Annotated in this window: 18 protein-coding genes; 9 read left to right on the top strand and 9 right to left on the bottom strand. The window is 68.7% G+C overall.

Annotated features, from left to right (window positions below):
• The first annotated feature begins 10 nt into the window (after positions 1-10).
• Positions 11-1,414: a threonine synthase gene (gene thrC, locus LTA6_RS02640; RefSeq protein ID WP_341975919.1), complete on the top strand. Its 1,404-nt coding sequence runs from the start codon at positions 11-13 to the stop codon at positions 1,412-1,414.
• A 12-nt stretch (positions 1,415-1,426) separates the two neighbouring features.
• Here the strand turns inward: thrC and LTA6_RS02635 are convergent, their stop codons facing one another.
• From LTA6_RS02635 to LTA6_RS02625, 3 genes are all read right to left on the bottom strand, one after another.
• A complete protein-coding gene (locus LTA6_RS02635) occupies positions 1,427-1,825 on the bottom strand; it encodes a DUF1801 domain-containing protein (protein WP_341975917.1) in 399 nt (132 codons plus the stop codon).
• Positions 1,826-1,882: 57 nt separating this feature from the next.
• Positions 1,883-2,296: a VOC family protein gene (locus LTA6_RS02630; protein WP_341975916.1), complete on the bottom strand. Its 414-nt coding sequence runs from the start codon at positions 2,294-2,296 to the stop codon at positions 1,883-1,885.
• A 97-nt stretch (positions 2,297-2,393) separates the two neighbouring features.
• Entirely contained in the window at positions 2,394-3,206 is an 813-nt protein-coding gene (locus LTA6_RS02625; protein WP_341975915.1) for an acyl-CoA thioester hydrolase/BAAT C-terminal domain-containing protein, read from the bottom strand.
• Between the two features lie 69 nt (positions 3,207-3,275).
• On the opposite strand from LTA6_RS02625, the gene LTA6_RS02620 reads away from it, so the two are divergent.
• Together LTA6_RS02620 and LTA6_RS02615 are read left to right on the top strand one after the other, a co-directional pair.
• Positions 3,276-4,631 carry a M20/M25/M40 family metallo-hydrolase gene (locus tag LTA6_RS02620; protein ID WP_341975914.1) on the top strand — a complete coding sequence of 452 codons (1,356 nt, stop codon included), beginning with the start codon at positions 3,276-3,278 and terminating at the stop codon, positions 4,629-4,631.
• A 65-nt stretch (positions 4,632-4,696) separates the two neighbouring features.
• Positions 4,697-6,157: an MFS transporter gene (locus LTA6_RS02615; RefSeq protein ID WP_363551116.1), complete on the top strand. Its 1,461-nt coding sequence runs from the start codon at positions 4,697-4,699 to the stop codon at positions 6,155-6,157.
• A 10-nt stretch (positions 6,158-6,167) separates the two neighbouring features.
• Here LTA6_RS02615 and LTA6_RS02610 read toward each other — a convergent pair whose 3' ends face one another.
• The 5 genes from LTA6_RS02610 to LTA6_RS02590 all read right to left on the bottom strand — a co-directional run bounded on the left by LTA6_RS02610 (position 6,168) and on the right by LTA6_RS02590 (position 9,140).
• A complete protein-coding gene (locus tag LTA6_RS02610; RefSeq protein ID WP_407358569.1) occupies positions 6,168-6,572 on the bottom strand; it encodes a VOC family protein in 405 nt (134 codons plus the stop codon).
• 36 nt (positions 6,573-6,608) lie between these two features.
• Positions 6,609-7,022 (bottom strand): VOC family protein, encoded by a 414-nt coding sequence (locus LTA6_RS02605; RefSeq protein WP_407358568.1) that lies wholly within the window; start codon positions 7,020-7,022, stop codon positions 6,609-6,611.
• 60 nt (positions 7,023-7,082) lie between these two features.
• Positions 7,083-7,286, bottom strand: coding sequence for a hypothetical protein (locus tag LTA6_RS02600; RefSeq protein ID WP_341975910.1), 204 nt, complete (start codon positions 7,284-7,286; stop codon positions 7,083-7,085).
• A gap of 45 nt (positions 7,287-7,331) precedes the next feature.
• Positions 7,332-8,282 carry a DNA-3-methyladenine glycosylase family protein gene (locus LTA6_RS02595; protein ID WP_407358567.1) on the bottom strand — a complete coding sequence of 317 codons (951 nt, stop codon included), beginning with the start codon at positions 8,280-8,282 and terminating at the stop codon, positions 7,332-7,334.
• A 156-nt stretch (positions 8,283-8,438) separates the two neighbouring features.
• Positions 8,439-9,140, bottom strand: coding sequence for a winged helix-turn-helix domain-containing protein (locus LTA6_RS02590; protein WP_341975908.1), 702 nt, complete (start codon positions 9,138-9,140; stop codon positions 8,439-8,441).
• A gap of 331 nt (positions 9,141-9,471) precedes the next feature.
• Here LTA6_RS02590 and LTA6_RS02585 point away from each other — a divergent pair, with 331 nt between their 5' ends.
• The 3 genes from LTA6_RS02585 to LTA6_RS02575 all read left to right on the top strand — a co-directional run bounded on the left by LTA6_RS02585 (position 9,472) and on the right by LTA6_RS02575 (position 14,154).
• Entirely contained in the window at positions 9,472-9,780 is a 309-nt protein-coding gene (locus LTA6_RS02585) for an N-acetyltransferase (RefSeq protein WP_341975907.1), read from the top strand.
• Positions 9,781-9,884: 104 nt separating this feature from the next.
• Entirely contained in the window at positions 9,885-11,054 is a 1,170-nt protein-coding gene (locus LTA6_RS02580; protein ID WP_341975906.1) for an exonuclease SbcCD subunit D, read from the top strand.
• Between the two features lie 34 nt (positions 11,055-11,088).
• On the top strand, positions 11,089-14,154 hold the full coding sequence (locus LTA6_RS02575; RefSeq protein ID WP_341975905.1) for an AAA family ATPase: 3,066 nt from the start codon (positions 11,089-11,091) through the stop codon (positions 14,152-14,154).
• Between the two features lie 27 nt (positions 14,155-14,181).
• Here the strand turns inward: LTA6_RS02575 and LTA6_RS02570 are convergent, their stop codons facing one another.
• Positions 14,182-14,739 carry a nucleoside phosphorylase gene (locus LTA6_RS02570; protein ID WP_341975903.1) on the bottom strand — a complete coding sequence of 186 codons (558 nt, stop codon included), beginning with the start codon at positions 14,737-14,739 and terminating at the stop codon, positions 14,182-14,184.
• Between the two features lie 112 nt (positions 14,740-14,851).
• On the opposite strand from LTA6_RS02570, the gene nadE reads away from it, so the two are divergent.
• The 3 genes from nadE to LTA6_RS02555 all read left to right on the top strand — a co-directional run bounded on the left by nadE (position 14,852) and on the right by LTA6_RS02555 (position 19,982).
• Complete coding sequence (gene nadE / locus LTA6_RS02565) at positions 14,852-15,670, top strand: ammonia-dependent NAD(+) synthetase (RefSeq protein ID WP_341975902.1); 819 nt, start codon at positions 14,852-14,854, stop codon at positions 15,668-15,670.
• A gap of 62 nt (positions 15,671-15,732) precedes the next feature.
• A complete protein-coding gene (locus LTA6_RS02560; protein ID WP_407358566.1) occupies positions 15,733-19,203 on the top strand; it encodes a TM0106 family RecB-like putative nuclease in 3,471 nt (1,156 codons plus the stop codon).
• Entirely contained in the window at positions 19,203-19,982 is a 780-nt protein-coding gene (locus LTA6_RS02555; RefSeq protein WP_341975900.1) for a hypothetical protein, read from the top strand. The genes LTA6_RS02560 and LTA6_RS02555 overlap by 1 nt, the downstream gene beginning before the upstream one ends.
• Positions 19,983-20,038 lie beyond the last annotated feature (56 nt).

The raw sequence follows: 20,038 nt of genomic DNA, 5'->3' as shown, positions 1-20,038 counted from the left end.
AGGAGCCACCGTGCAGTTCATTTCCACCCGAGGTGGCATGGAGCCGCTGCCGTACAGCGACACGCTGCTCGAGGGCCTGGCGCCCGACGGCGGCCTGGCGGTCCCGGAGGAGATGCCGCAGGTCGACGCCGCAACGCTGGAGAGCTGGCGCGGTCTGAGCTACCCGGAGCTTGCCACCGAGGTGCTCGGCCTGTTCGCGACCGACATCCCGCGCGACGACCTCGCCATGATGTGCGCCGACGCGTACGCGGACTTCCCGGAGGCCGTCGTCCCGCTGCGATCGATCGGCGAGGGAATCACGCTGGTCGGACTGTCCGAGGGGCCGACGCTGGCGTTCAAGGACATGGCGATGCAGTTCCTCGGCCAGGTGCTGGAGTACGCGCTGGAGCAGCGGGACAGTGTCTTGAACATCGTCGGCGCCACCTCCGGAGACACCGGCTCGGCCGCCGAGCACGCGCTGCGCGGCAAGGCAAGGGTCTCCGTTTTCATGCTGTCGCCGCAGGGGCGGATGAGCAGTTTCCAGCGTGCACAGATGTTCTCGATCGATGACGAGAATGTGCACAACATCGCCGTCGAGGGCGTGTTCGACGATTGCCAGAACCTCGTCAAGAGCCTCGCCGGTGACCTGGAGTTCAAGCGAGCGCAGCACCTCGGCGCCGTCAACTCGATCAACCTCGCTCGGATCACCGCGCAGATCGTCTACTACTTCTGGGCCTGGTTGCGGGCGACGGATGCCGACGGACCCGTCGAGGTCTCGTTCACGGTGCCGTCCGGCAATTTCGGCAACATCCTCTCCGGCTTCTTCGCCAAGCAGATGGGGCTGCCGATCCGCCGTCTCGTCCTCGCGGCGAACGAGAACAACGTGCTGGACGAGTTCTTCCGCACCGGTATCTACCGGCCTCGTGCCGCAGCGCAGACGCTCGCGACCTCCAGCCCGTCGATGGACATCTCCAAAGCCTCGAACCTCGAACGCTTCATCTTCGACCTCGTCGACCGCGACCCGCGGCGCGTGGTGACGGCGTGGCGCGAGCTCGACGAGCAGGGGCATTTCGACCTCTCGGCAGAGCAGCCGCGCTTCGAAGCCGAGTTCGGCATCGTCAGCGGTACGTCGACGCACGCCGACCGTCTGGCGACGATCCGGTCCGTCTACGAGGCGTCGGGCGAGATCATCGACCCGCACACCGCAGACGGCGTGAAAGTCGCCCGTTCGTATCTGGAGGACGGCGTCCCGATGCTCGTCCTCGAGACCGCGAAGCCGCAGAAGTTCGCCGAGACGATCCACGAGGCGATCGGCATCGAGCTCGAGTTCTCACCCGAATTGCGTCAGATGCTGGATGCTCCGCAGCGCGTCGCCGAGATGCCGGACGACGAGCCGGCACTGCGCTCGTACATCACGAAGAACGCGCTGCACTGACGGCGTCCCGAGTCAGAACTCGGTGCGCTTGACCAAGCCGCGATTCGTGCGGATGTGCTCGTAGTCCCACTGGATGCTCCGGGCCGCGGTCAGCCAGCGGGCCACCGCATCTCGGTCGACCTCTGACGCGTCGACGTAGCGCGCATCGGCCGCCTTGAACGTGCCCTCCGGTGTAAGCCCGGGCTCGTCGAAGGACTGACCGCTCCAGAACAGCAGACGCACGGCGTCCTTGAGGCGGCTGTATCCGACGATCGGGTTCCCGTCGAGGAACCAGACCGGATGCGCGTGCCAGACCTTGCCGGTGGCATCCGGCAGCTCGCGTTCGATCTCCGTGGCGAGAAGCTCGCAGATTTCGCGATCACCCGGGCGGAGAGCCTGGTGGTAGTCGTCGATCTCGATCGCGCGCGTCATGCCTCGAGTATGGCCCGGACCCCCGCGGCGGGCCATACCCGATGTTCGGTGGCGGGGTCATTCCTCGGGGTCGCCGTGGATCATCCACGGGACGCCGAAGCGGTCGACGAGCATCCCGAAGGTTCCACCCCACGGCGGCGTATCGAGCGGCATCGTGATCGTCGCGCCGTCGGCGAGCCTGTCCCACACAGCCTGAGCCTGCTCTTCGGAGTTGCCGCTCAACGACACCGAGAATCCCTGCGGTTTCTCGTACGGCATGCCGCTGGGGGAGTCGGACGCCATCAGAACGAGGCCGTCCGGCGTCGTGAGCTGGGCGTGCATGATGAGGTCCTTCTCGCTCGGGTCCTGCACCATGTCGGGGAACTCCCCGAATACGTTGACCTCGAGCTCGCCGCCGAGGACGCTCTGATAGAACTCCATCGCCTCGCGCGCTTCGGTTCGGAACGACAGATACGGGTTGAGATTTGCCATGGTTGCTCCTTGGGAGAAGAGAGATGTCTCGGCCGGCCCCGCTTGCGGGAACAGTCTGCGCCGAGCATCCGACATCCGCAAGAGCCGTGTGCGGGCGCTACCGGAGGGCGTCGAGCACCCGCGGCCACACCCGGTTGCCGAGCGCCCGATCGGATTCATCGTCGCCGCCGCGCCGCATCGACATCCCGCCGGCGGCGACCGTTTCGCCGGGGAGGAGGAGTCGATGTCCTGCGTCAGGAGCGGAGAACAGCTCGGTCGGCAGACCATGGTCCGAGCGACGTTTCACGATCGCCGCAGCGAACTCCGCGCTCGGCCACACCCGATCATCGCCTCCGGCCGTGAGGATCACCGGCGCGGCGATGCGTTCGACTGGAATCGTGGCCGCTTCAGTGGCGGCGGTGTCGCGGTGCAGACTCGTCTCGTACAGGCTGAGGTACTCGGGCGGATCGTGGCGCGGCATCCACTCCTCGTCGAAAGGGACCCAGGGCAGTGCTCGCCCGTCGAGCGTCCAATGCGATGACCAGCGTCCGTCCTGGACGCCGCCCCATGCCACGCTCGACGGCGATGCGGCGACGACCGCATGCACCGGTCTCAGAGTCGCCGTGAGCAGTGCCGCCTCGGCGCCGAACGACGTGCCGAAGATGCTCACGTGATCGCACTCCGCGCGCAAGGAGTCGAGCTCGTCGATGAAGAGTTCGAGCGGAACCTCGTGCGGCACGGCGCGCTGGCCGGCGCCACCGAACCAGCGGATCGCGCGGACGCGAATGCCGTGCGCGGCGAGGAGGTCGGCGCGCTCCTGCTCGATGCGACCGCTCGACCCGGCGAACAGCAGCACCCCGCCGCCGGACGGGGTCGTGGGAAATGCGTCATGCCGGTCGACATCGGACACCTGGGAGAACGGGACGGGCATGCTTCGATGCTAGGCGGCAGGCCGGACGGCAGGGGAGTGCGCGGATGCCGACGGCGATATCCTGGCGCGATGTCGACAGAGAGCGCCTCCGCCCATCTCCCACGGCCCGGCATCGCCGAGCGCCTCTCGCAGATGATCCAGCTGCCGACAGTGTCGGCCGAACTCGCGGAACGCGGATCCGGACCTTTCGAGGAGTTCGTCGCCCTGATCGCCGAGCTCTACCCGCTCACCCACGAGAGGCTGACACTCGAACGCCACACCGACTTCGGGCTGCTCTTCCGCTGGGAAGGGCGGCGGGCAGCATCCGACGGTCCGCTCGTCCTGATGGCGCACTACGACGTGGTCCCGGTCGATGAGAGCGACGATTGGACCTACCCGCCGTTCGACGGGGTGATCGCGGACGGGTCGGTGTTCGGGCGCGGAACGCTCGACGACAAGGGACCGCTGATCGTGATCCTCGAGGCGGTCGAGAACCTGCTCTCCTCGGGCTTCGTTCCCGCCAGGGATGTCTACCTGTCATTCGGCGGCAACGAGGAGACCTTCGGCGGTGCTGCGATCGCGATCGCCGACGTCCTGCGGCGGCGCGATCTCATCCCGTGGCTGGTGATCGACGAAGGCGGTGCTGTCGTCGACGCGCCTCTCCCGTTCGTGCCGGGACGGGCTGCGATGATCGGCGTCGGCGAGAAGGGCGTGATGACGTTGCAGTTCTCCGCGCGCGGAGAAGGCGGCCATGCCTCCGCCCCACCGCAGGTCACCGCCGTGCGGCGGATCGCGCGCGCCGTCGACCGGCTGGGTCCGTCCACCTTCCGACCCCGCGTCCCCCGGGCGATCTCACGGATGCTGTCGCAGCTCGCCGCCCAGACCCCCGGCCCGGCGCGCTATGCCCTGCGAGCGCTCGCCGCCGCTCCGCTGGTGACCGCCCGGGTCTTCACCGGTCTGGGTGGTGAGGCAGCCGCGCTCGTTCGCACGACCGTTGCGGCCACGATGCAGTCGGGTGGCACCGCGGCCAACGTGCTTCCGTCGCAGGCATCGGCGACTGTCAATCTGCGGATCGCCCTCGGCGAGACGACGCAGCAGACGGTGCTGCGCGTTCGCCGGCGCATCCGCGACCCGCTCGTCACCGTCGAGGTGCTCGAGGCGAGCGAGCCCTCGCCGGAATCGCCGACCGACAACCCGCAGTTCGGCCTGCTCGTCGAGGCGTTGGCTGAGGCATATCCGCGCGTCACGCCCGTGCCCTACGTGATGATGGCCGCAACCGATTCACGTCACTTCCATCGGTTCTCTCCCGCCGTCTACCGCTTCGCGCCTCTGGAGATGTCGAATGCGCAGCGGGCGTCGATCCATGGCGTCGACGAGAGCGTCGAGATCACGAGCCTGGAGCGGGGTGAGCTGTTCCACCGGTCGTTGATCGAGCGGCTAGGGTGATCTCACCGCGCGGTGGCTGCTGAGCCCGTCGAGACGTGGCGGGCCGAGAAGAAGCAGGAGCCGCGATGACGCGCACGGGAACACTGGGCACTCTTGCGGTCGTCGTCGGGTTCCTGGCATTCGTGGAATTCACCAGCGGCGTGCTGCAGGGCTACTACACGCCCATGCTCTCGGACATCGCCCGGCACCTCGGCATCCACGACGCCGACGTCAACTGGCTCGAAGGGGCGCAGCTGATGCTCTCCGCCCTCGTCGTCCCTGCCTTCGCGAAGCTCGGCGACATGGTCGGCCACAAGCGGATGCTGTTGATCTCGACAGCCCTCACGGCCGCCGCGGCGCTCGTTCTGCCGTTCACTGATTCCTTCGAGGTGTTCCTCGCGGCGTGGGCGCTGATGGGCTTCTACGTCGTCTGGCTGCCGCTGGAGATCGCACTGATCTGGTCGCGTTCGCGGCGGATGGAAGGGCGTTCCGGGATCACCGCGAAGGCGGCCGGACTGCTGGTCGCCGCGCTCGAGGGCGGGGCGATCATCGGGGCTCTCGCGGGCGGCGCGCTCATCGACGTGCTGCCGCTGACCGTCGTGCTGCTGGTTCCTGCGATCCTCATCGTCCTCTGCTTCTTCGTGATCCTCTTCGGTGTGAAGGAGTCACCGGAACCCACCGGGGGTGTGTTCGACACCGTCGGTCTGGTGCTGATCTCGCTCGCGCTGATCTGTTTCACCGGAGGGCTCAGCCTTCTTCGCCTCGACGGTGGTCTCGTGAACCCGTGGTCCTGGGCCGTCGTCGCTCTCGGCCTCCTGCTGATCGTCCCGTTCGCCCTGTGGGAGCTGCGGCACGACGATCCTCTGATCGATGTGCGCATGTTCCGCTCGCCCGCCCTCGGACCGGTGTTCCTCACGGCCGGGCTGTTCGGGGTGAGCGTGCTCGGTGCGCAGGCCCCGCTGTCGACCTTCGCCCGCACCGATCCGGCGATCTACGGGTACGGCCTCGGCACCACCGGATTCGCGACGTCGCTCATCATCGGCATCTACCTCATCGGGATGATCACCGGGGCGCTGCTGTTCCCCACCGTTGCGAGGTGGACATCGCCACGGGTGACACTGATGGGGGCATCCGTGCTGGTCGGCATCGGCTTCCTCGCATTCCTCCCGTTCCATCACAGCTACGCCCAGGTGATCATCAACATGGTGGTCGTCGGCCTCGGCTCCGGTGCGCTGGTGGCGGCGCTGCCCGCGGCGGCGGCATCCGCAGCGCCGGCGACGCAGACGGGTGTCGCGACGGGCTTGACGAACTCGGTGAAGACGGTCGGCGGCGCCGTGGCGTCGTGCATCTTCGGAATCGCACTGCTGCACGGTGTCACGGGAGCCGCTGGTGCAGCCGAGGGAACAGCCGGGTCGCTGAGCGGCTACTTCACCGTGTGGATCGTCTGCGGTGTGACGGCGCTGGCTGCTGCAGTGCTGCTGGTCTTCGTCCCGAAGCAGGCCTTCACCGATCGCCGCGCCGAGGCCGAGGTCGCGGAGGCGCGCTGATCGTCAGGCGTCAGTCCCACCCCTTCGGGTTGTGCATGAACTCCAGACGGATGCCGTTCGCATCCTCGACGAACGCCGCGTAGTAGCGCTCGCTGAAGCGCGGATACTCCTTCGGGCCGCGCACCTCGGTCCACCCGGCGGCGATCGCGATGTCGTGCAACCGATCGACCTCCTCGCGGGAATCGACGGCGTAGGCGAGATGCTGCCAGCCGACGCGGCCGTGCTCATGCGGCCCGGTATCCTCATCGCGCGCCGGGTACAGCAGGATCTCCGGCTCGCCGTTCTTGCGCCAGTACGCCAGGTCCTCCGCATCGTGCGCCCGGGTATAGCCGAGAGCCTCCAGCACCGGGTTGAACTGCGCGGATGCCCGCGGGACGGAGTCGACGGTGATGCCGAGATGATCGAAGGTCGCCATGACATCCAGTCTGGTCGATGCCGCCGACACCGCGACTCAGCCCGCGGAGGCCTCCCTCGGCGGGTTGTGCATGAATTCGAGACGGATGCCGTTGTCATCCTCGACGAAGGAGGCGTAGTACCGGTCGTTGAACCGCGGGTAGAGCTTGGGCTCGCGCACCACGGCCCAGCCGGCATCCGTGGCGATCCGGTGCAGGCGATCGACCTCGTCGCGGGAGTCGACGGCGAACGCGAGGTGCTGCCATCCGACCCTGCCGTGGACGTGCGGGCCGGTGCCCTCTTCGCGGGGCGCGAAGATGATGATCTCGGTGTCGTCGCCGCGGTTCCACGAGATCCCGTGCTCCGCCTCGACGCCGTAGACGTAGCCGAGCGCCTCGAGGACCGGGTGGAACTGTTCGCGTCCGCGGTCGATGTCATCGACGGTGATGCCGAGGTGATCGAGAAGAGCCATGCGGCCAGTCTTACGGCTGGCCCGACGCGGGGCAAATGAGCTCGTGCGCCTGCAGGCGGATCAGAGCTCGATGCCGTGATCTTCGTCGTTGACCCCCGTGTTGCGCCCGCGGCGGGACTCGAAGCCGAGGAACCACACCAGCCAGACGATCGCGGCGAGCAGCACGCCGAGCCAGACGTTCTGCAGGATCAGTCCCACCACGACGCCGACGACGAGCAGTCCGATCGTTCCGATCAGGCGGATGCCGGTGCGAGGGGTGTTCATGGCCCCCAGCATAGTCAGCGCGGCGCCCGTCACAGCGGCGCGGACTCAGCGGTCGCGGTGGTCCTCGGGCGCCAGGCGCGGTCCCCGTCGGGGTTCCCGGATGCCGCTGCGGAGGATCAGGCGGATGACGCGCTGGCGCTGTCCGGTCCAGGGCGCCAGGAGCTCGAGCATTCCGTCGTCATCGACGCGCCGTCCGGTGAGCGCGAAGCCGACCTCGTGAGCCAGATGGAAGTCGCCGACGCTCACCGCATCCGGATCGCCGAGCGCACGGATGCGTGTCTCCGCCGCGGTCCACACACCGACGCCCGGCAGGCTCGTGAGCACGCGATCGCGGTCTTCGGGAGTTGCGGCGGCGTGCAGTGCCCTGGCGATGCTCTCTCCTCGTGCCGCGGCGCGGACGATCGTCTTCGACTGCGGCGGCTCCACGCCGGCGCGATGCCACGACCACGACGGGATGCGCTGCCAGTCGGCCGGGGCGGGCGGCGCGAACATCGGCCGCGGCGTCGGCCCAGGAGCGCGAATGCCGAAGCGTGAGACGAGGGAGCGCCAGGCGCCGAACGCCTGCATCGCGGTGACTTTCTGCTCGAGGATCGAGCAGGCCAGCGCGTCGAACACCTGGTCGGTGCGGGTGAGTCGCAGGCCGGGATTGCGCCGCGCGGCTTCGGCGATCACCGGATGCCGGGACGCGTCGAGGGGCGCAGGATCATCGGCGCTGCCGCACAGCCGCGGCACGGTTTCGAGGGCGAAGTCCGCGCCAGCGCCCCATGCTGTCGCTCGGATCTCGCCGGACACCGAACGCAGTGCGATCGTCGCTGCGCCATCCGGCGTGCGCATCGCGCGCCAGATCACGGAGCCGTCGACCACCAGGGTCGGATCGGTGCCGCCGCGGCGAAGCACCGCGACAGTGGCGCCCAGATCGACGGCGTGTGCCGGACGGTAGGTCGTCTCCAGCGGGACGCCGGCGTCGGCCTGCTCCGTGCCCGCTGTCAACGTCATGCGCCCACCCTACGTGCCAGGCCTGACACCGATGTGTGCGTTCATGATTCAGGAGAAGTCCGCCGATTCGGGCGGAGATCGACCGGAATCACGTCGACGACGCCCGATTCTCCTGAGTTATGAACTGGGGATCGGCGGAACGAGGGCGAAGGGGACTCAGAACCGGTCGGGCGAAGGGGTGCCGTGGCCGTAGCGGATCACGACGTCGGCGTGCCGGTCGAAGCGGTAGCCGATGCCGCGGACGGTGCGAACGATGTCCTCGTAGCGACCGAGCTTGGCCCGCAGGCGACGGACGTGCACGTCGATGGTGCGCTCGCCGGGGGTCTCGTCGTCCTGCGCCTGCCACAGAGCCGAGACGAGTTCGGTGCGCTCGATCGTGCGCCCCTCGCGGAGTACCAGGTACTGAAGGAGTTCGAACTCCTTGTACGTGAAGGCAGCCGACTCGCCGTCGATGAGCACGCGCTTGCGCGAGATGTCGACGGTCACGCCGCCCTCGGTGCTGGCGGCCTCTTCTTCTGCCGCTGCCTTCGTGCGGGCGATCGCTCCGGGCTCCTGCAGGGCGAGGCGTACGAGATCGAGGTCGCGGCCACCCGAGCCGTGCGGGGCAAGAGCGACGGTGGCGTGGGTCTCGGCGCCGGGCGCGAGCTCTGCGAGCGTGCGACGGAGCGCATCGACGAGGACGGGAAGGCTGACGCCGGCCTCGGCTGCCTTGATCTCGTCGAGGCCGACGTAGAGGGCGAAGCCGCGAGGGGAGCGGGCGGCCGGAAGATCGGCCGCTGCCGGCTGCTCCTGCTGAGCCCGGACGGTGCGGATCGGGGCGGTGACGGCGGGACGCTCGAGGAGTGCGATGTTCGACATGATGATGAAGTCCTTAGGGACAGTGAGCCGATGCGGCTCTGATGCGTTGCATGAATGACCGGGCGAGCCGGGAAGCGAGCAAAAGGGTGGATGCTCGTGGACTCAGTCGTCGCAGATCGCGAAAAACCGGGTCGTGCGGGGTGGCTGTTCGTTCAGCGACACATTCGGCAACACATGCCAACGCGACCGGGCATCATCATCCCGGCAGTCCTGTTCGCCTCCTGGGCGGACAAAGGGCTTGCGTTGGTGGTCATGGGAGGAAGTATGTCGGATGATGTCGCTCCGTGTCAAAACACGCCATTCGTGCAGACCCCGGCGTAATCTGGTGACGGTGACCGGTTCCACGATCGTCGACGGCTTCATCCTCACCGATGAGAAGGATGCTTCGCGTTACACGCTCATGCGCGACGGAGTGCTGGTGAGCGTGCTCGACTACCGCGATGACGGACGTACGATCGCCCTCACCCGAGCGTTCACGATCCCGAGTTTCCGCGGCCACGGCCATGCAGCACGGGTCGTAGCCGGGGCTGTCGCCGATATCGAGCAGCGCGGCGACCGGAGGGTCGAACCCGTCTGCTGGTACGTCGCCGACTGGTTCGCTGCGCACCCGGAGCACGCCAGGCTTCTCCGCCGCACCTGAGCTCTCTGCTGTGTGACGCCGTGTTACGACGTCCGTCATCTTCGTCCTGCCTCGTTGCGGCACGCCTGAGGGGCAATGTCCGTCCCCCTTCGTAGCGTGTGAGTATGCGAATCCTGCACACCTCCGACTGGCACATCGGCCGCACCTTCCATGGCAACTCGACCATGGGCGCGCTGGCCGAGGTTCTGGCCGCGTTGACGGCGCAGGTTCGCGAGTACGCCGTCGACGTGGTCATCGTCGCCGGAGACGTCTTCGACTCCGCCACGCCAGCCGGCGAGGCGTACACCCTTCTCGGCGACACGCTCGTGTCTCTCCACGAGACCGGTGCCAGGGTCATCGTCACCAGCGGCAACCATGATTCGGCGGCGCGCCTCGGCTTCCAGGCCCGGCTGCTCCGCGACGGCATCCACGTCCTCACCGATCCGCTCGCCATCGGCACACCGATCACGGTGACGGATGCCGATGGTCCGGTGCAGTTCTTCGGCATTCCGTATCTGGAGCCCGCGATCGTGCGCCAGCACTGGCCGGCCGGCGATTCGGAAGGGCGCCCCCTGCGCACCCAGGCTCAGACGATGGCGCACGCGATGGATCTGGTGCGCACGGCGATGTCCACCTACCCGGGCCGCTCGGTCGCGATCGCGCACTGCTTCGCCGCCGGCGTCGATGCCACCGTCGGTCTCGAACGCGAAGTACGGCAGGGCGGGCTCGACGTCGTGCCGCTGAGCGTGTTCGACGGCCCCGACTACGTCGCCCTCGGGCACATCCACGGGCGGCAGCAGGTGAGTGAGCGGGTGCGCTACGCGGGCGCGCCGCTGCACTACAGCTTCGGTGAGCAGCACAAGGAACGCGGGTCCTGGCTCGTCGAGCTCGACGCGGCGGGTCTCGCCGCCGTCGAGTGGGTGCCGCTCCCCGTGCCGCGAGGTCTCGTCACTCTGACCGGCGCTCTCGATGAGATCCTCTCGTCCGGCAACGTTGCGGCCCACGCCGGGGAATGGGTCTGCGCGATCTACACCGATGCGCTGCCGCAGCGCGAGCCGATGCGACGACTTCGCGAGCGATACCCGTACTGCGCCATGGTGCAGCACCAGCCGAGCTCCGACGTCGTGGCCGACGAACGTTCCTATTCGCAGCGGCTTCGCGCCGCAGCGACCGATACCGACCGCATCGAGGCCTTCCTCGAGCATGTCCGCGCAGGGCAGGGGCCGACCGAGCGCGAGGGTGAACTCATCCGCGAAGTGCTCGACGACCGGGTGCGTGCGGAGGCGCTCGTTTGATCCGGAGTCTCGTTGTGATCGGGAGCAAGAGCTGATGCGGCTGCATCACCTGGAGATCGAGGGGTTCGGCCCGTTCCGATCGCGTCAGGTCGTCGACTTCGACGCATTCGCCGACGACGGCATCTTCCTGATCGCCGGGCGCACCGGCGCCGGCAAGTCGAGCATCCTCGACGCGGTGTGCTTCGGGCTGTACGGCGGAGTGCCTCGCTACGAGAGCGGTGACAAGCGGCTGCGCAGCGACCACTGCGAGCCCGACGACATCACCGAAGTGGTGGTCGAGTTCAGCACCACCGCTGGTCGCTTCCGGGTCACCCGGTCACCCGAATACCTCCGGCCGGCGAAGCGCGGTGGCGGCATGACAAAGCAGGCGCCGGCCGTCGCGCTGGAAGAGCGGACGGATGCCGGATGGATCGGCCGTGCCGCGCGGGCCGTCGACGTCGGGCACGAGCTCGACGCGATCCTGCAGCTGAGCCGCGAACAGTTCTTGCAGGTGATCCTGCTCGCACAGAACCGGTTCTCGGAGTTCCTCCTGGCGAACAGTAAGGACCGACAGGCACTGCTGCGAAAGCTCTTCGGCACCGAGCGTTTCGAAGACGTGCAGGCGCGCTTCGATGAGCGACGCCGCGCATCGGAGCAGGCGCTCGGCACGCGAACGGCCGCGGTGGCGGCGCGCATCGAGGAGGCCGAGCGACTCGTCACCGTCGAAGAGCTCTGGGGAACTACGGGCGCGGGTGCCACCGAGATAGAAGGCGGCGCAGAGCCCGCGGATGCCGAAAGCGGAGACGAAGAGGAGCTGGCGCAGACGGTGCCCTCCTCCGCAGCGCCGATGACCACGGCGGATCGGCTCGAGGCCCTGCGACGAGCCGCGTCCCGCGCCGCATACCGGGCGGAGCGCCGCTCCGCGGAGCGTGACGACGCCGAGCGCGCTCTCGCGTCGGCCGATGCGGCTCTGGTCGATCTCCGAGAGCAGGTCGTCGCGCAGACCGAGCGCGATCGAGCCCGATCCGCGCTGACCATACTCGAGGCGGAGCAGCCGCAGATCGACGAGGCGCGACGCACGCTCGACCGTGCCCGGTCCGCTGAGACGCTCCGTGGTGTGCTGGAGGCGGTGACGCGCGCGGCGTCCGCCGAGACCACATCTCGGGCCGCTGTCGACCGTGCCCGCGATACGTGGCGCGCCATCGGCGTCGAACTCGACGACGAGTCCGCTGTCGCGTTGGAGAGCTGGTCATCCCACCTCACCCGCGAAAGCGGGCATTGGCAGCGTGCCGCGCAGCTCGAGTCCGCCACCTCCGAACGCCTGGCGGAGCTGGAATCGGCGCGCTCGGCGGTGGATGCGGCATCTCGCCAGGCGGAACGCATCGACGAGGAGCGCGGTGAGCTTCCTGCGCTGATCCTCCGCGTCACCGAAGCACGCGACTCGGCCCGCCGCAGCGCGGATCGTCTGGACGGTCTCACCCATGCGCGCGATCAGGCGGCTGTCCGCCGCAAGGCCGCTCGCGAGGTCGTACGGCTCGAGGCGGAGAAGGCGGCGGCCGACCGCGACAGGGCAGCGGCGAACAGCACGCTGGCCATCGCCCAGTCCGCGCTGGCGGCGCTCCTGCAGCGTCGGCTCGACGGATACGCGGGTGAACTCGCCACGACGCTGACGGCCGACGAACCATGCCCGGTCTGCGGCTCGGCCGAACATCCGGCTCCCGCCGCGCACACCGATCCGATCTCCGCTGAAGACATCGAGAAGGCGGAGACGGCGCGCGACGCCGCGGCGAGGGCTGAGCGCGACGTCGTCGAACGCCTCGCGGCGCTGGGAGCAGAACTCGCCGGAGCCGTTGCCATAGCCGACGGTCGCTCGGATGCTCAGGCCCAGCAAGAACTCGAATCCGCGTCCGCAGATCTCGCCGACGCAGAAACGGTCGCCGCTCGGGTCACGGCGCTCGACGCCGAGCTGGCGGAGGCGACGGCGCGGGGTGACGTACTCGAACAGGAACGCGGCGAAGCGGCATCCGCGCTCGCCGCCGCGCGCGAGTCGCTTGCGGTGCGAGAGGAGAGCGCGCGGGAAGCCGTCTCATCGATCGAGGCGGCCCGCGGTGACGCCGAGTCCGTCGCGGCCCGTCTGGACGAGGCCCGCATTCGGATCGCCGCCGCGTCGGCTCTGGCATCCGCGCTCACCGAGCACGCGCAGCGTGTCGTCGCCCTCGCCGAAGCGGACACGGCGCTGCGCGCGGCACTCGAGAAGTCCCCGTTCGACGCTGACGCCGAAGTCGAGTCCGCGCTGCGGTCCCCGGCCGAGCAGTCCGCCCTGGATCAGCGGATCACGACGCATTCCGTGCAGCGGGAGAAGGAGAAGGGCGTGCTGCTGCCGCTCGAGCTGCGGGCCCTTCCCGAAGATCCGATCGACGCCGCACCCGCAGAAGAAGCGGCAGCGGCCGTCCGGTCACGGTGGATCTCAGCGATGGAAGCCGTCGAACGCGCTGGGGCCACGGTGGGGCGGCTGAACGGTCTCATCGACTCGGCGGACGCAGAGCATGCCGCCAGCGCTGGTCAGGCCGCCGACCACGAGATCCTGCAGAACCTCGCCGACACCCTCGCAGGGCGTGGAGCGAACACGCGCAAGATGACCCTGGAGACGTTCGTGCTCGCCGCCGAACTCGAAGAGATCGTCCGGGCCGCGAACCGGCGTCTGGACGACATGTCGACGGGGCGCTACCAGCTGCAGCACTCCGACGCGCTCGCGGCGCGGGGCGCGGCATCCGGTCTCGGCATCGTCGTCTTCGACGCCTTCACCGGCCAGACGAGACCTGCCCAGTCATTGTCCGGAGGCGAGACGTTCCTCAGTTCCCTCGCGCTCGCTCTCGGCCTCGCCGAGGTGGTGACGGCGCGGGCCGGAGGCATCCGTCTTGACACCCTGTTCATCGACGAGGGATTCGGATCCCTCGACGGCGACACTCTCGACATCGCCATGCGCACGCTGGACGAACTGCGTCAGGGCGGGCGCACGGTCGGCGTGATCAGTCACGTCGACGCCATGCAGGAGCAGATCCCAGCCCAGCTCACGGTGCGCGCCACGGCGAACGGGCCGAGCATCATCGAGGCGCGCTGACGCGATCCCGCCGCGACGGTGTCTGAATCAGACGCCGTACTCGTCCTGGATGAATGCGCGCAGCTGCTCGCTGCAGCGCGCGACCGCCTCACGCCAGTCGGTGAGCGCACCGTCCTCGGCGTTGTCCGACACGGCGCGGAACACCCGGATCGGCACGCCGAACTGCTCGGCCACCCAGATGTAGGCGTAGGTCTCCATGTCGACCAGCGCGGCGCCGGTAGGACGGATGATCGCGGTGACCTCGGCATCGTCGACGAAGTGGTCGCCGGTGGCGATGAGCACGCCGTCGCGTCCGGTTGAGACCCGCGCGGGCAGCGAAACGTGCTGACCCGCGATGCCATCGAGGTCGGTGACGTCATGCTGGAATGCGGTGCCGACCTCGTGCACCGCTGCCGGAAGGTCCGGGTCGATCGCGCCGGCAGTGCCGACGACGACGACCTCGTCATAGGTCTTCGCATCGAGCGCACGGGTGAGCGCGTACGTGGCCTGGAGTTTGCCGGGTCCGGTCACCAGCCGATCGAAACCAGGAAGGGCGTCCGGGAAGGCGGCGAGTTCGGAGCTCAGAGCGGCGACGAGAAGTTTCACCGCACTATCCTGCCAGGTCGGAGCCGGATATCCTCTGTGTGCTCAGCCCCCCGGCGTCATCCGTGCGTAACACGGAAGGGCGATACTGGTTCGAGACAGAGTGGAGGAGCCCGTGTCCCTGCAGCAGCAGATCTCTGAAGCGCTCGGCGTCAAGGCCGAGATCGATCCCGCCGCCGAGGTGGAGCGACGAGTGCAGTTCCTGGTGGACTACCTGCGCACGACCGGTGCCAAGGGCTTCGTGCTCGGCATCTCCGGCGGTCAGGACTCGACGCTGGCCGGACGCCTCGCGCAGCTCGCCGTCGAGCGGGTGCGGGCCGAGGGTGGCGAGGCGCGGTTCCTCGCGGTGCGCTTGCCGTACCGGGTGCAGAAGGACGCCGCGGATGCCGAGGCCGCACTCGCGTACATCGTGCCGGACGCCTCGGTCGAGGTGAACATTCAGAACGGCGTCGACGGGGTGGAAGAGGACATCGAGTTCGCCGTCACCAGCGACATCAGCGATTTCAACCGCGGCAACATCAAGGCGCGTGTCCGCATGGTGACGCAGTACGCGCTCGCCGGTCACGACGGTCTGCTGGTGGTCGGGACCGACCATGCGGCTGAGGCTGTCACGGGTTTCTACACGAAGTTCGGCGACGGCGCGGCGGACATTCTGCCGCTCTCCGGTCTCACCAAGCGCCAGGGACGTTCCCTGCTGCTCTCGCTCGGCGCCCCCGATCGCCTCGCGTTCAAGGTGCCGACGGCCGATCTCCTCGACGGCCAGCCGGGACGCGCCGATGAAGACGAACTCGGACTCACCTACGAGCAGATCGACGATTTCCTCGAGGGGCTGCCGGTGGACGCTGAGGTCGCTGGCCGCATCGAGGCGAAGTACCTCGCCACGCAGCACAAGCGTCATCTCCCTGTGGTCCCCGACGACACCTGGTGGCGCTGAGCGCGATCTCCGGTGTCGGATGCCGCGGCTAGTGTCGAAGCATCCGAGGGAACGGGAGCATCGTGCGGATCGACACTCAGGCGCAGCGCGTCATCTGGAGCGCGAGCGACCTCAAGGCGGCCGCCGAATGCGAGTTCGCGTGGTGCCGCGCCCTCGACGCGAAGCTGGGCAGGGTTCCGGCCGTCGAGGAGCCTGTGGATGCCACGCTCGCCCGAGCCGCGAGGCTCGGCGATGTGCACGAGCAGAACGTCCTCGAGCGCTACATCGACGACCTCGGTGACGCGCGAGTGCATCGCGTCGACAAGGTCTCGTCGGTAGACGCTGCGGCCTTGGCCGCCGCCGTCGCCGAGACGGGGCAGGCTCTGCGCTCCGAGGCGCTGGTGGTGTTCCAGGCCGCCTTCGCCACTCCCGAGTTCGTCGGTTTCGCCGATTTCCTGCGCCGCGACGATGACGGGCGCTGGCGTGTCCAGGACTCGAAACTCGCCCGCAAGGCGCGGGTGACCGCGCTCATGCAGCTTGCGGCATATGTCGATCAGCTCGACCGCCTCGGGGTGCCCCGATCCGATGAAGTCGACCTGATCCTCGGCGACGGCAGCCTCAGCACGCACGCGGTCGACCACCTCCTGCCGCTGTTCCAGGTGCGTCGCGCCCGACTGCGGGCGCTCATCGCCGACCGTCGCATCGAAGACGGAGACAGCGGAGCGCCACTCGGCTGGGGCGACGACCGCGGCGACCTCGAGATCGTGGCCTGCGGGCGCTGCGCCACGTGCGAGGAGCAGGTGATCGCCCACCGCGACCTGCTCATGGTCGCGCGGATGCGCCCGGTGCAGCGCGCTCGACTCCGGACCGCCGGCATCGAGACGATCGACGATCTCGCCGCAGCGTCGGGCGTCCCCGACGGGATGAACGCCGATACCTTCGAGACCCTCCGTGCACAGGCACGGCTGCAGATCCGCGCCGACGTGGAGGGCGTCGCGACCTACGACGTGCACTACGCGGCGGCCATCCACACGCTCCCGGTGCCCAGCCACGGTGACATCTTCTTCGACTTCGAGGGCGACCCGTTGTACACGGAGCCGGCTCCGGACGGCGACGCGCAGTGGGGGATCGACTATCTGTTCGGCTGGGTCGACAACGCCGATCAGTACACGCCCCTGTGGGCGCACACCTTCGCCGATGAGCGGCGCGCCCTGGAGACCTTCCTCGACTTCGTGAATGCCCGTCGGGCCGCCCACCCCGGTATGCACATCTACCACTACGCCCCGTACGAGACCTCGCACCTTGTCGCGATGGCCGCGCGCCACGGCGTGCGCGAGGGCGAGGTCGATCGGCTGCTCCGCGAAGGCGTGTTCGTCGATCTGTATCCACTCGTGCTGCGGACGGTCCGCGTGGGGTCGAGGTCGTATTCGATCAAGAAGCTCGAGCCGCTGTACATGGGTGATGACGTGCGCACCAGCGATGTGCAGAAGGGCGACGACTCGATCGTGCAGTACGTCGCGGCCAAGGAACTCGCGGCTGCGGGGGAGCAGACCGAGGCAGACGCGGTTCTCGCCGATCTCGCCGACTACAACCGCTACGACTGCGTCTCCACGCGGAGGCTGCGCAACTGGCTGATCGAGATCGCGAAACGGGAGGGCGTGCACCCGGCGCCGCCCGACGAGGCCGAAGAGGTGATCTACGAGCCGTCTCCGCGATCCGTCGCGCTGCTCGCGGACGCCGAGCGCGCTGTCGAGGCCGGCGGTGACGGTCAGGTGCATCGCCTCGCCGCCGCGGCGATCGACTACTTCCCGCGCGAGGCGAAGAGCTTCTGGGTCGGGCACTTCCAGCGCCTGCGCGAGCCGGTGACGATGTGGGAGGGCACGCGCGATGTCGTGCGGGTCGATCCGGGCTCGTGCGTGGTGCGGCGGGAGTGGAGCGTCGGCGAGGGGCGACGAGTGATGTCTCGCGAGGTGGAGATCCGCGGAGAGGTCTCGCCGGGGACGACTCTCGGAGAGGGTGCGCAGCCCTTCGCGCTGTACGAGGTGCCCGCGCCGTTCGACACCGAGGTCGCGTCCCGAGCCGTGCACGTGCCGCACACGGTGACCGTGACCGAGGTGCTCGACGACGGCTACGTCGTGGCCGAATCCGCGATCCAAGGGCAGACCTGGGATGAACTCCCGCTCGCGCTGACGCCGGCGGCGCCGCCGCGGGTCGTATCGCTGCAGGGCGCGATCGACGAATGGGCGGATGCCGTGCATCTCGCGGCGCCGGGCTTCCCCGAAGATGCTGCGACCGACATCCTCCGCCGGATCCCGCCACGGACGCGCTCCGGAGGGCCGCTTCCCGCGGCCGAGGACGACCTGATCGACGCGATCGTCCGTGCCGTGCTCGACCTCGACCGCAGTTACCTCGCCGTGCAGGGTCCCCCGGGAACGGGTAAGACCTACACCGGCTCGCAGGTGATCGCACGGCTCGTGAACGAGCACGGTTTCAAGGTCGGTGTGGTCGCGCAGTCGCATGCCATCATCGAGACGCTGCTGGAGCGGATCGTCGCCGACGGCGTCTCGCCGGCGCAGGTCGCCAAATCGCCGAAGGACGCCGGGATCGACCCCGGATACACGGTGATCCCGAAGAGTGGGATGGCGGCGTTCCTGGCCGAGCATCAGGGCGAGGGCGTCGTCGTCGGCGGCACCGCGTGGGACTTCAGCAACAGCAACCGCGTCGAACGCGCGGGGCTTGATCTCCTCGTCATCGACGAGGCGGGGCAGTTCTCCCTCGCGTCCATGATCGCGGTCGCTGCGGGAGCGAAACGGCTGCTGCTCCTCGGTGACCCGCAGCAACTGCCTCAGGTGAGTCAGGGCGCGCACCCCGAGCCCGTCGACACCTCGGCGCTCGGCTGGGTGATGGACGGCGACGCCGTCGTGCGACCGGAATACGGCTACTTCCTGGCGCGGTCGTGGCGAATGCATCCGCTGATCGCCGCACCCGTCTCGAAGCTCGCCTACGCCGGAAAGCTGGCATCCGCGCCCGGCACCGAGCGACGCTCCGTCGAGGGCGTCGATTCGGGTCTCCACGTCGTTCCGCTGCGGCACCGCGGCAACGCCACGCAGTCGCCGGAGGAAGCGGGCGAGGTCGTCCGCCTGGTGCGCGATCTCATCGGGCGCACCTTCACCGACAACGATCCCGGCGCCACGAGCCGTCCGCTCAACGAGGGAGACATCATCGTCGTCACCCCGTACAACGCGCAGAAACAGCTCGTGCTCGAAGCGCTGGCCGCGGCCGGGTTCCCGCGCGTACCGGTCGGAACGGTCGACAACTTCCAGGGCAAGGAGGCCGTCGTCTCGATCACGTCGCTGGCGGCATCCAGCGGCAGGGATGCGCCGCGCGGACCGGAGTTCCTGCTCCTGCAGAACCGCCTGAACGTCGCGATCTCCCGGGCGCAATGCGTCGCGTACCTGATCCACTCCCCGGCGCTGCTCGATGATCTGCCGTATACGCCAGAAGGCGTGGCGCGGCTCAGTGCTTTCGCGCGTCTCGTCGGCGCGGCGGAATGATGGGCACTGTGCATACGATCGACGAAATCCACCGCGCCTCGGCCGCGTGGGTCTGGTTCCCGCGCGGTGGGGAGCAGGAGAAGACCGAGCTTCAACTGGTGCGCTATCCGGCGCGATTGGGCGGGGGCGTACGCGGCTCGCACGTCGACTCATTGCTGGATGCCGCAGCCGTCCTCGATCATGCGGTCGCGCGCACGCGGGCGTGGGGAGAGTCGCGTCTGACCTTCTGGACGAGTGCCTCCGATCGTCCCGACCTCGAGGACGAGTTGCGCCGACGCGGCGCTGAGCACATCGACACCGTCGCGGTGCTCGCCCGTTCGATCGACGCCGCTCCGATCGAGGTCCCATCCGATGCGACCGCCGAGATCGTGCAGACCCTCGAGCAGGTGCGAGACGTCGACTCGATCAACGTGCCCGTATGGGAGCAGGAGCCGCTGGACGACGAAGGGCTGCGCACCGAACTCACCGAGATCGCCGAGGAGCTCACCGCAGGGCGGGGAGCCCGCGTGCTCGGGCGCCTCGACGAAGCCCCGGCCAGCACCGGCGGTTGCACGGTCGTCGACGGTTTCGTGCGCCTGTGGGGAGCAGCGACGCTGGAGGGCGCTCGAGGCAGAGGCGCCTACCGCGCGGTACTGGCCGAACGACTGCGATTCGGTGCGGAACTCGGCGCGACGACGGCCCTCGTGAAGGGACGCATCGCAACCTCTGCGCCGATCCTGGGCAGGGCAGGCTTCACGCACCACGGCGACGAGCGCGCGTATCGGCTCATCGTCGCGTAGTCAGCTCCGACCCGGTGTCGGGAGCTGCCGCAAAGGGTGTCAGACGTCGCCCGCAG

Origin of the sequence: Microbacterium sp. LTA6 (assembly GCF_045690355.1) — a bacterium.
GTDB lineage: Bacteria > Actinomycetota > Actinomycetes > Actinomycetales > Microbacteriaceae > Microbacterium.
The sequence above is the reverse complement of the archived record's forward strand: the minus strand, read 5'-3'. Positions and strand labels throughout refer to the sequence as shown.

Coding starts and splice junctions, on each gene's coding strand:
- LTA6_RS02620 (WP_341975914.1), top strand. CDS start 3,276: ATGTCGACAGAGAGCGCCTCCGCCCATCTCCCACGGCCCGGCATCGCC.
- LTA6_RS02580 (WP_341975906.1), top strand. CDS start 9,885: ATGCGAATCCTGCACACCTCCGACTGGCACATCGGCCGCACCTTCCAT.
- LTA6_RS02555 (WP_341975900.1), top strand. CDS start 19,203: ATGGGCACTGTGCATACGATCGACGAAATCCACCGCGCCTCGGCCGCG.
- LTA6_RS02630 (WP_341975916.1), bottom strand. CDS start 2,296: ATGGCAAATCTCAACCCGTATCTGTCGTTCCGAACCGAAGCGCGCGAG.
- LTA6_RS02635 (WP_341975917.1), bottom strand. CDS start 1,825: ATGACGCGCGCGATCGAGATCGACGACTACCACCAGGCTCTCCGCCCG.
- LTA6_RS02595 (WP_407358567.1), bottom strand. CDS start 8,282: ATGACGTTGACAGCGGGCACGGAGCAGGCCGACGCCGGCGTCCCGCTG.
- LTA6_RS02605 (WP_407358568.1), bottom strand. CDS start 7,022: ATGGCTCTTCTCGATCACCTCGGCATCACCGTCGATGACATCGACCGC.
- LTA6_RS02600 (WP_341975910.1), bottom strand. CDS start 7,286: ATGAACACCCCTCGCACCGGCATCCGCCTGATCGGAACGATCGGACTG.
- LTA6_RS02625 (WP_341975915.1), bottom strand. CDS start 3,206: ATGCCCGTCCCGTTCTCCCAGGTGTCCGATGTCGACCGGCATGACGCA.
- LTA6_RS02610 (WP_407358569.1), bottom strand. CDS start 6,572: ATGGCGACCTTCGATCATCTCGGCATCACCGTCGACTCCGTCCCGCGG.
- LTA6_RS02590 (WP_341975908.1), bottom strand. CDS start 9,140: ATGTCGAACATCGCACTCCTCGAGCGTCCCGCCGTCACCGCCCCGATC.
- LTA6_RS02615 (WP_363551116.1), top strand. CDS start 4,697: ATGACGCGCACGGGAACACTGGGCACTCTTGCGGTCGTCGTCGGGTTC.
- LTA6_RS02575 (WP_341975905.1), top strand. CDS start 11,089: ATGCGGCTGCATCACCTGGAGATCGAGGGGTTCGGCCCGTTCCGATCG.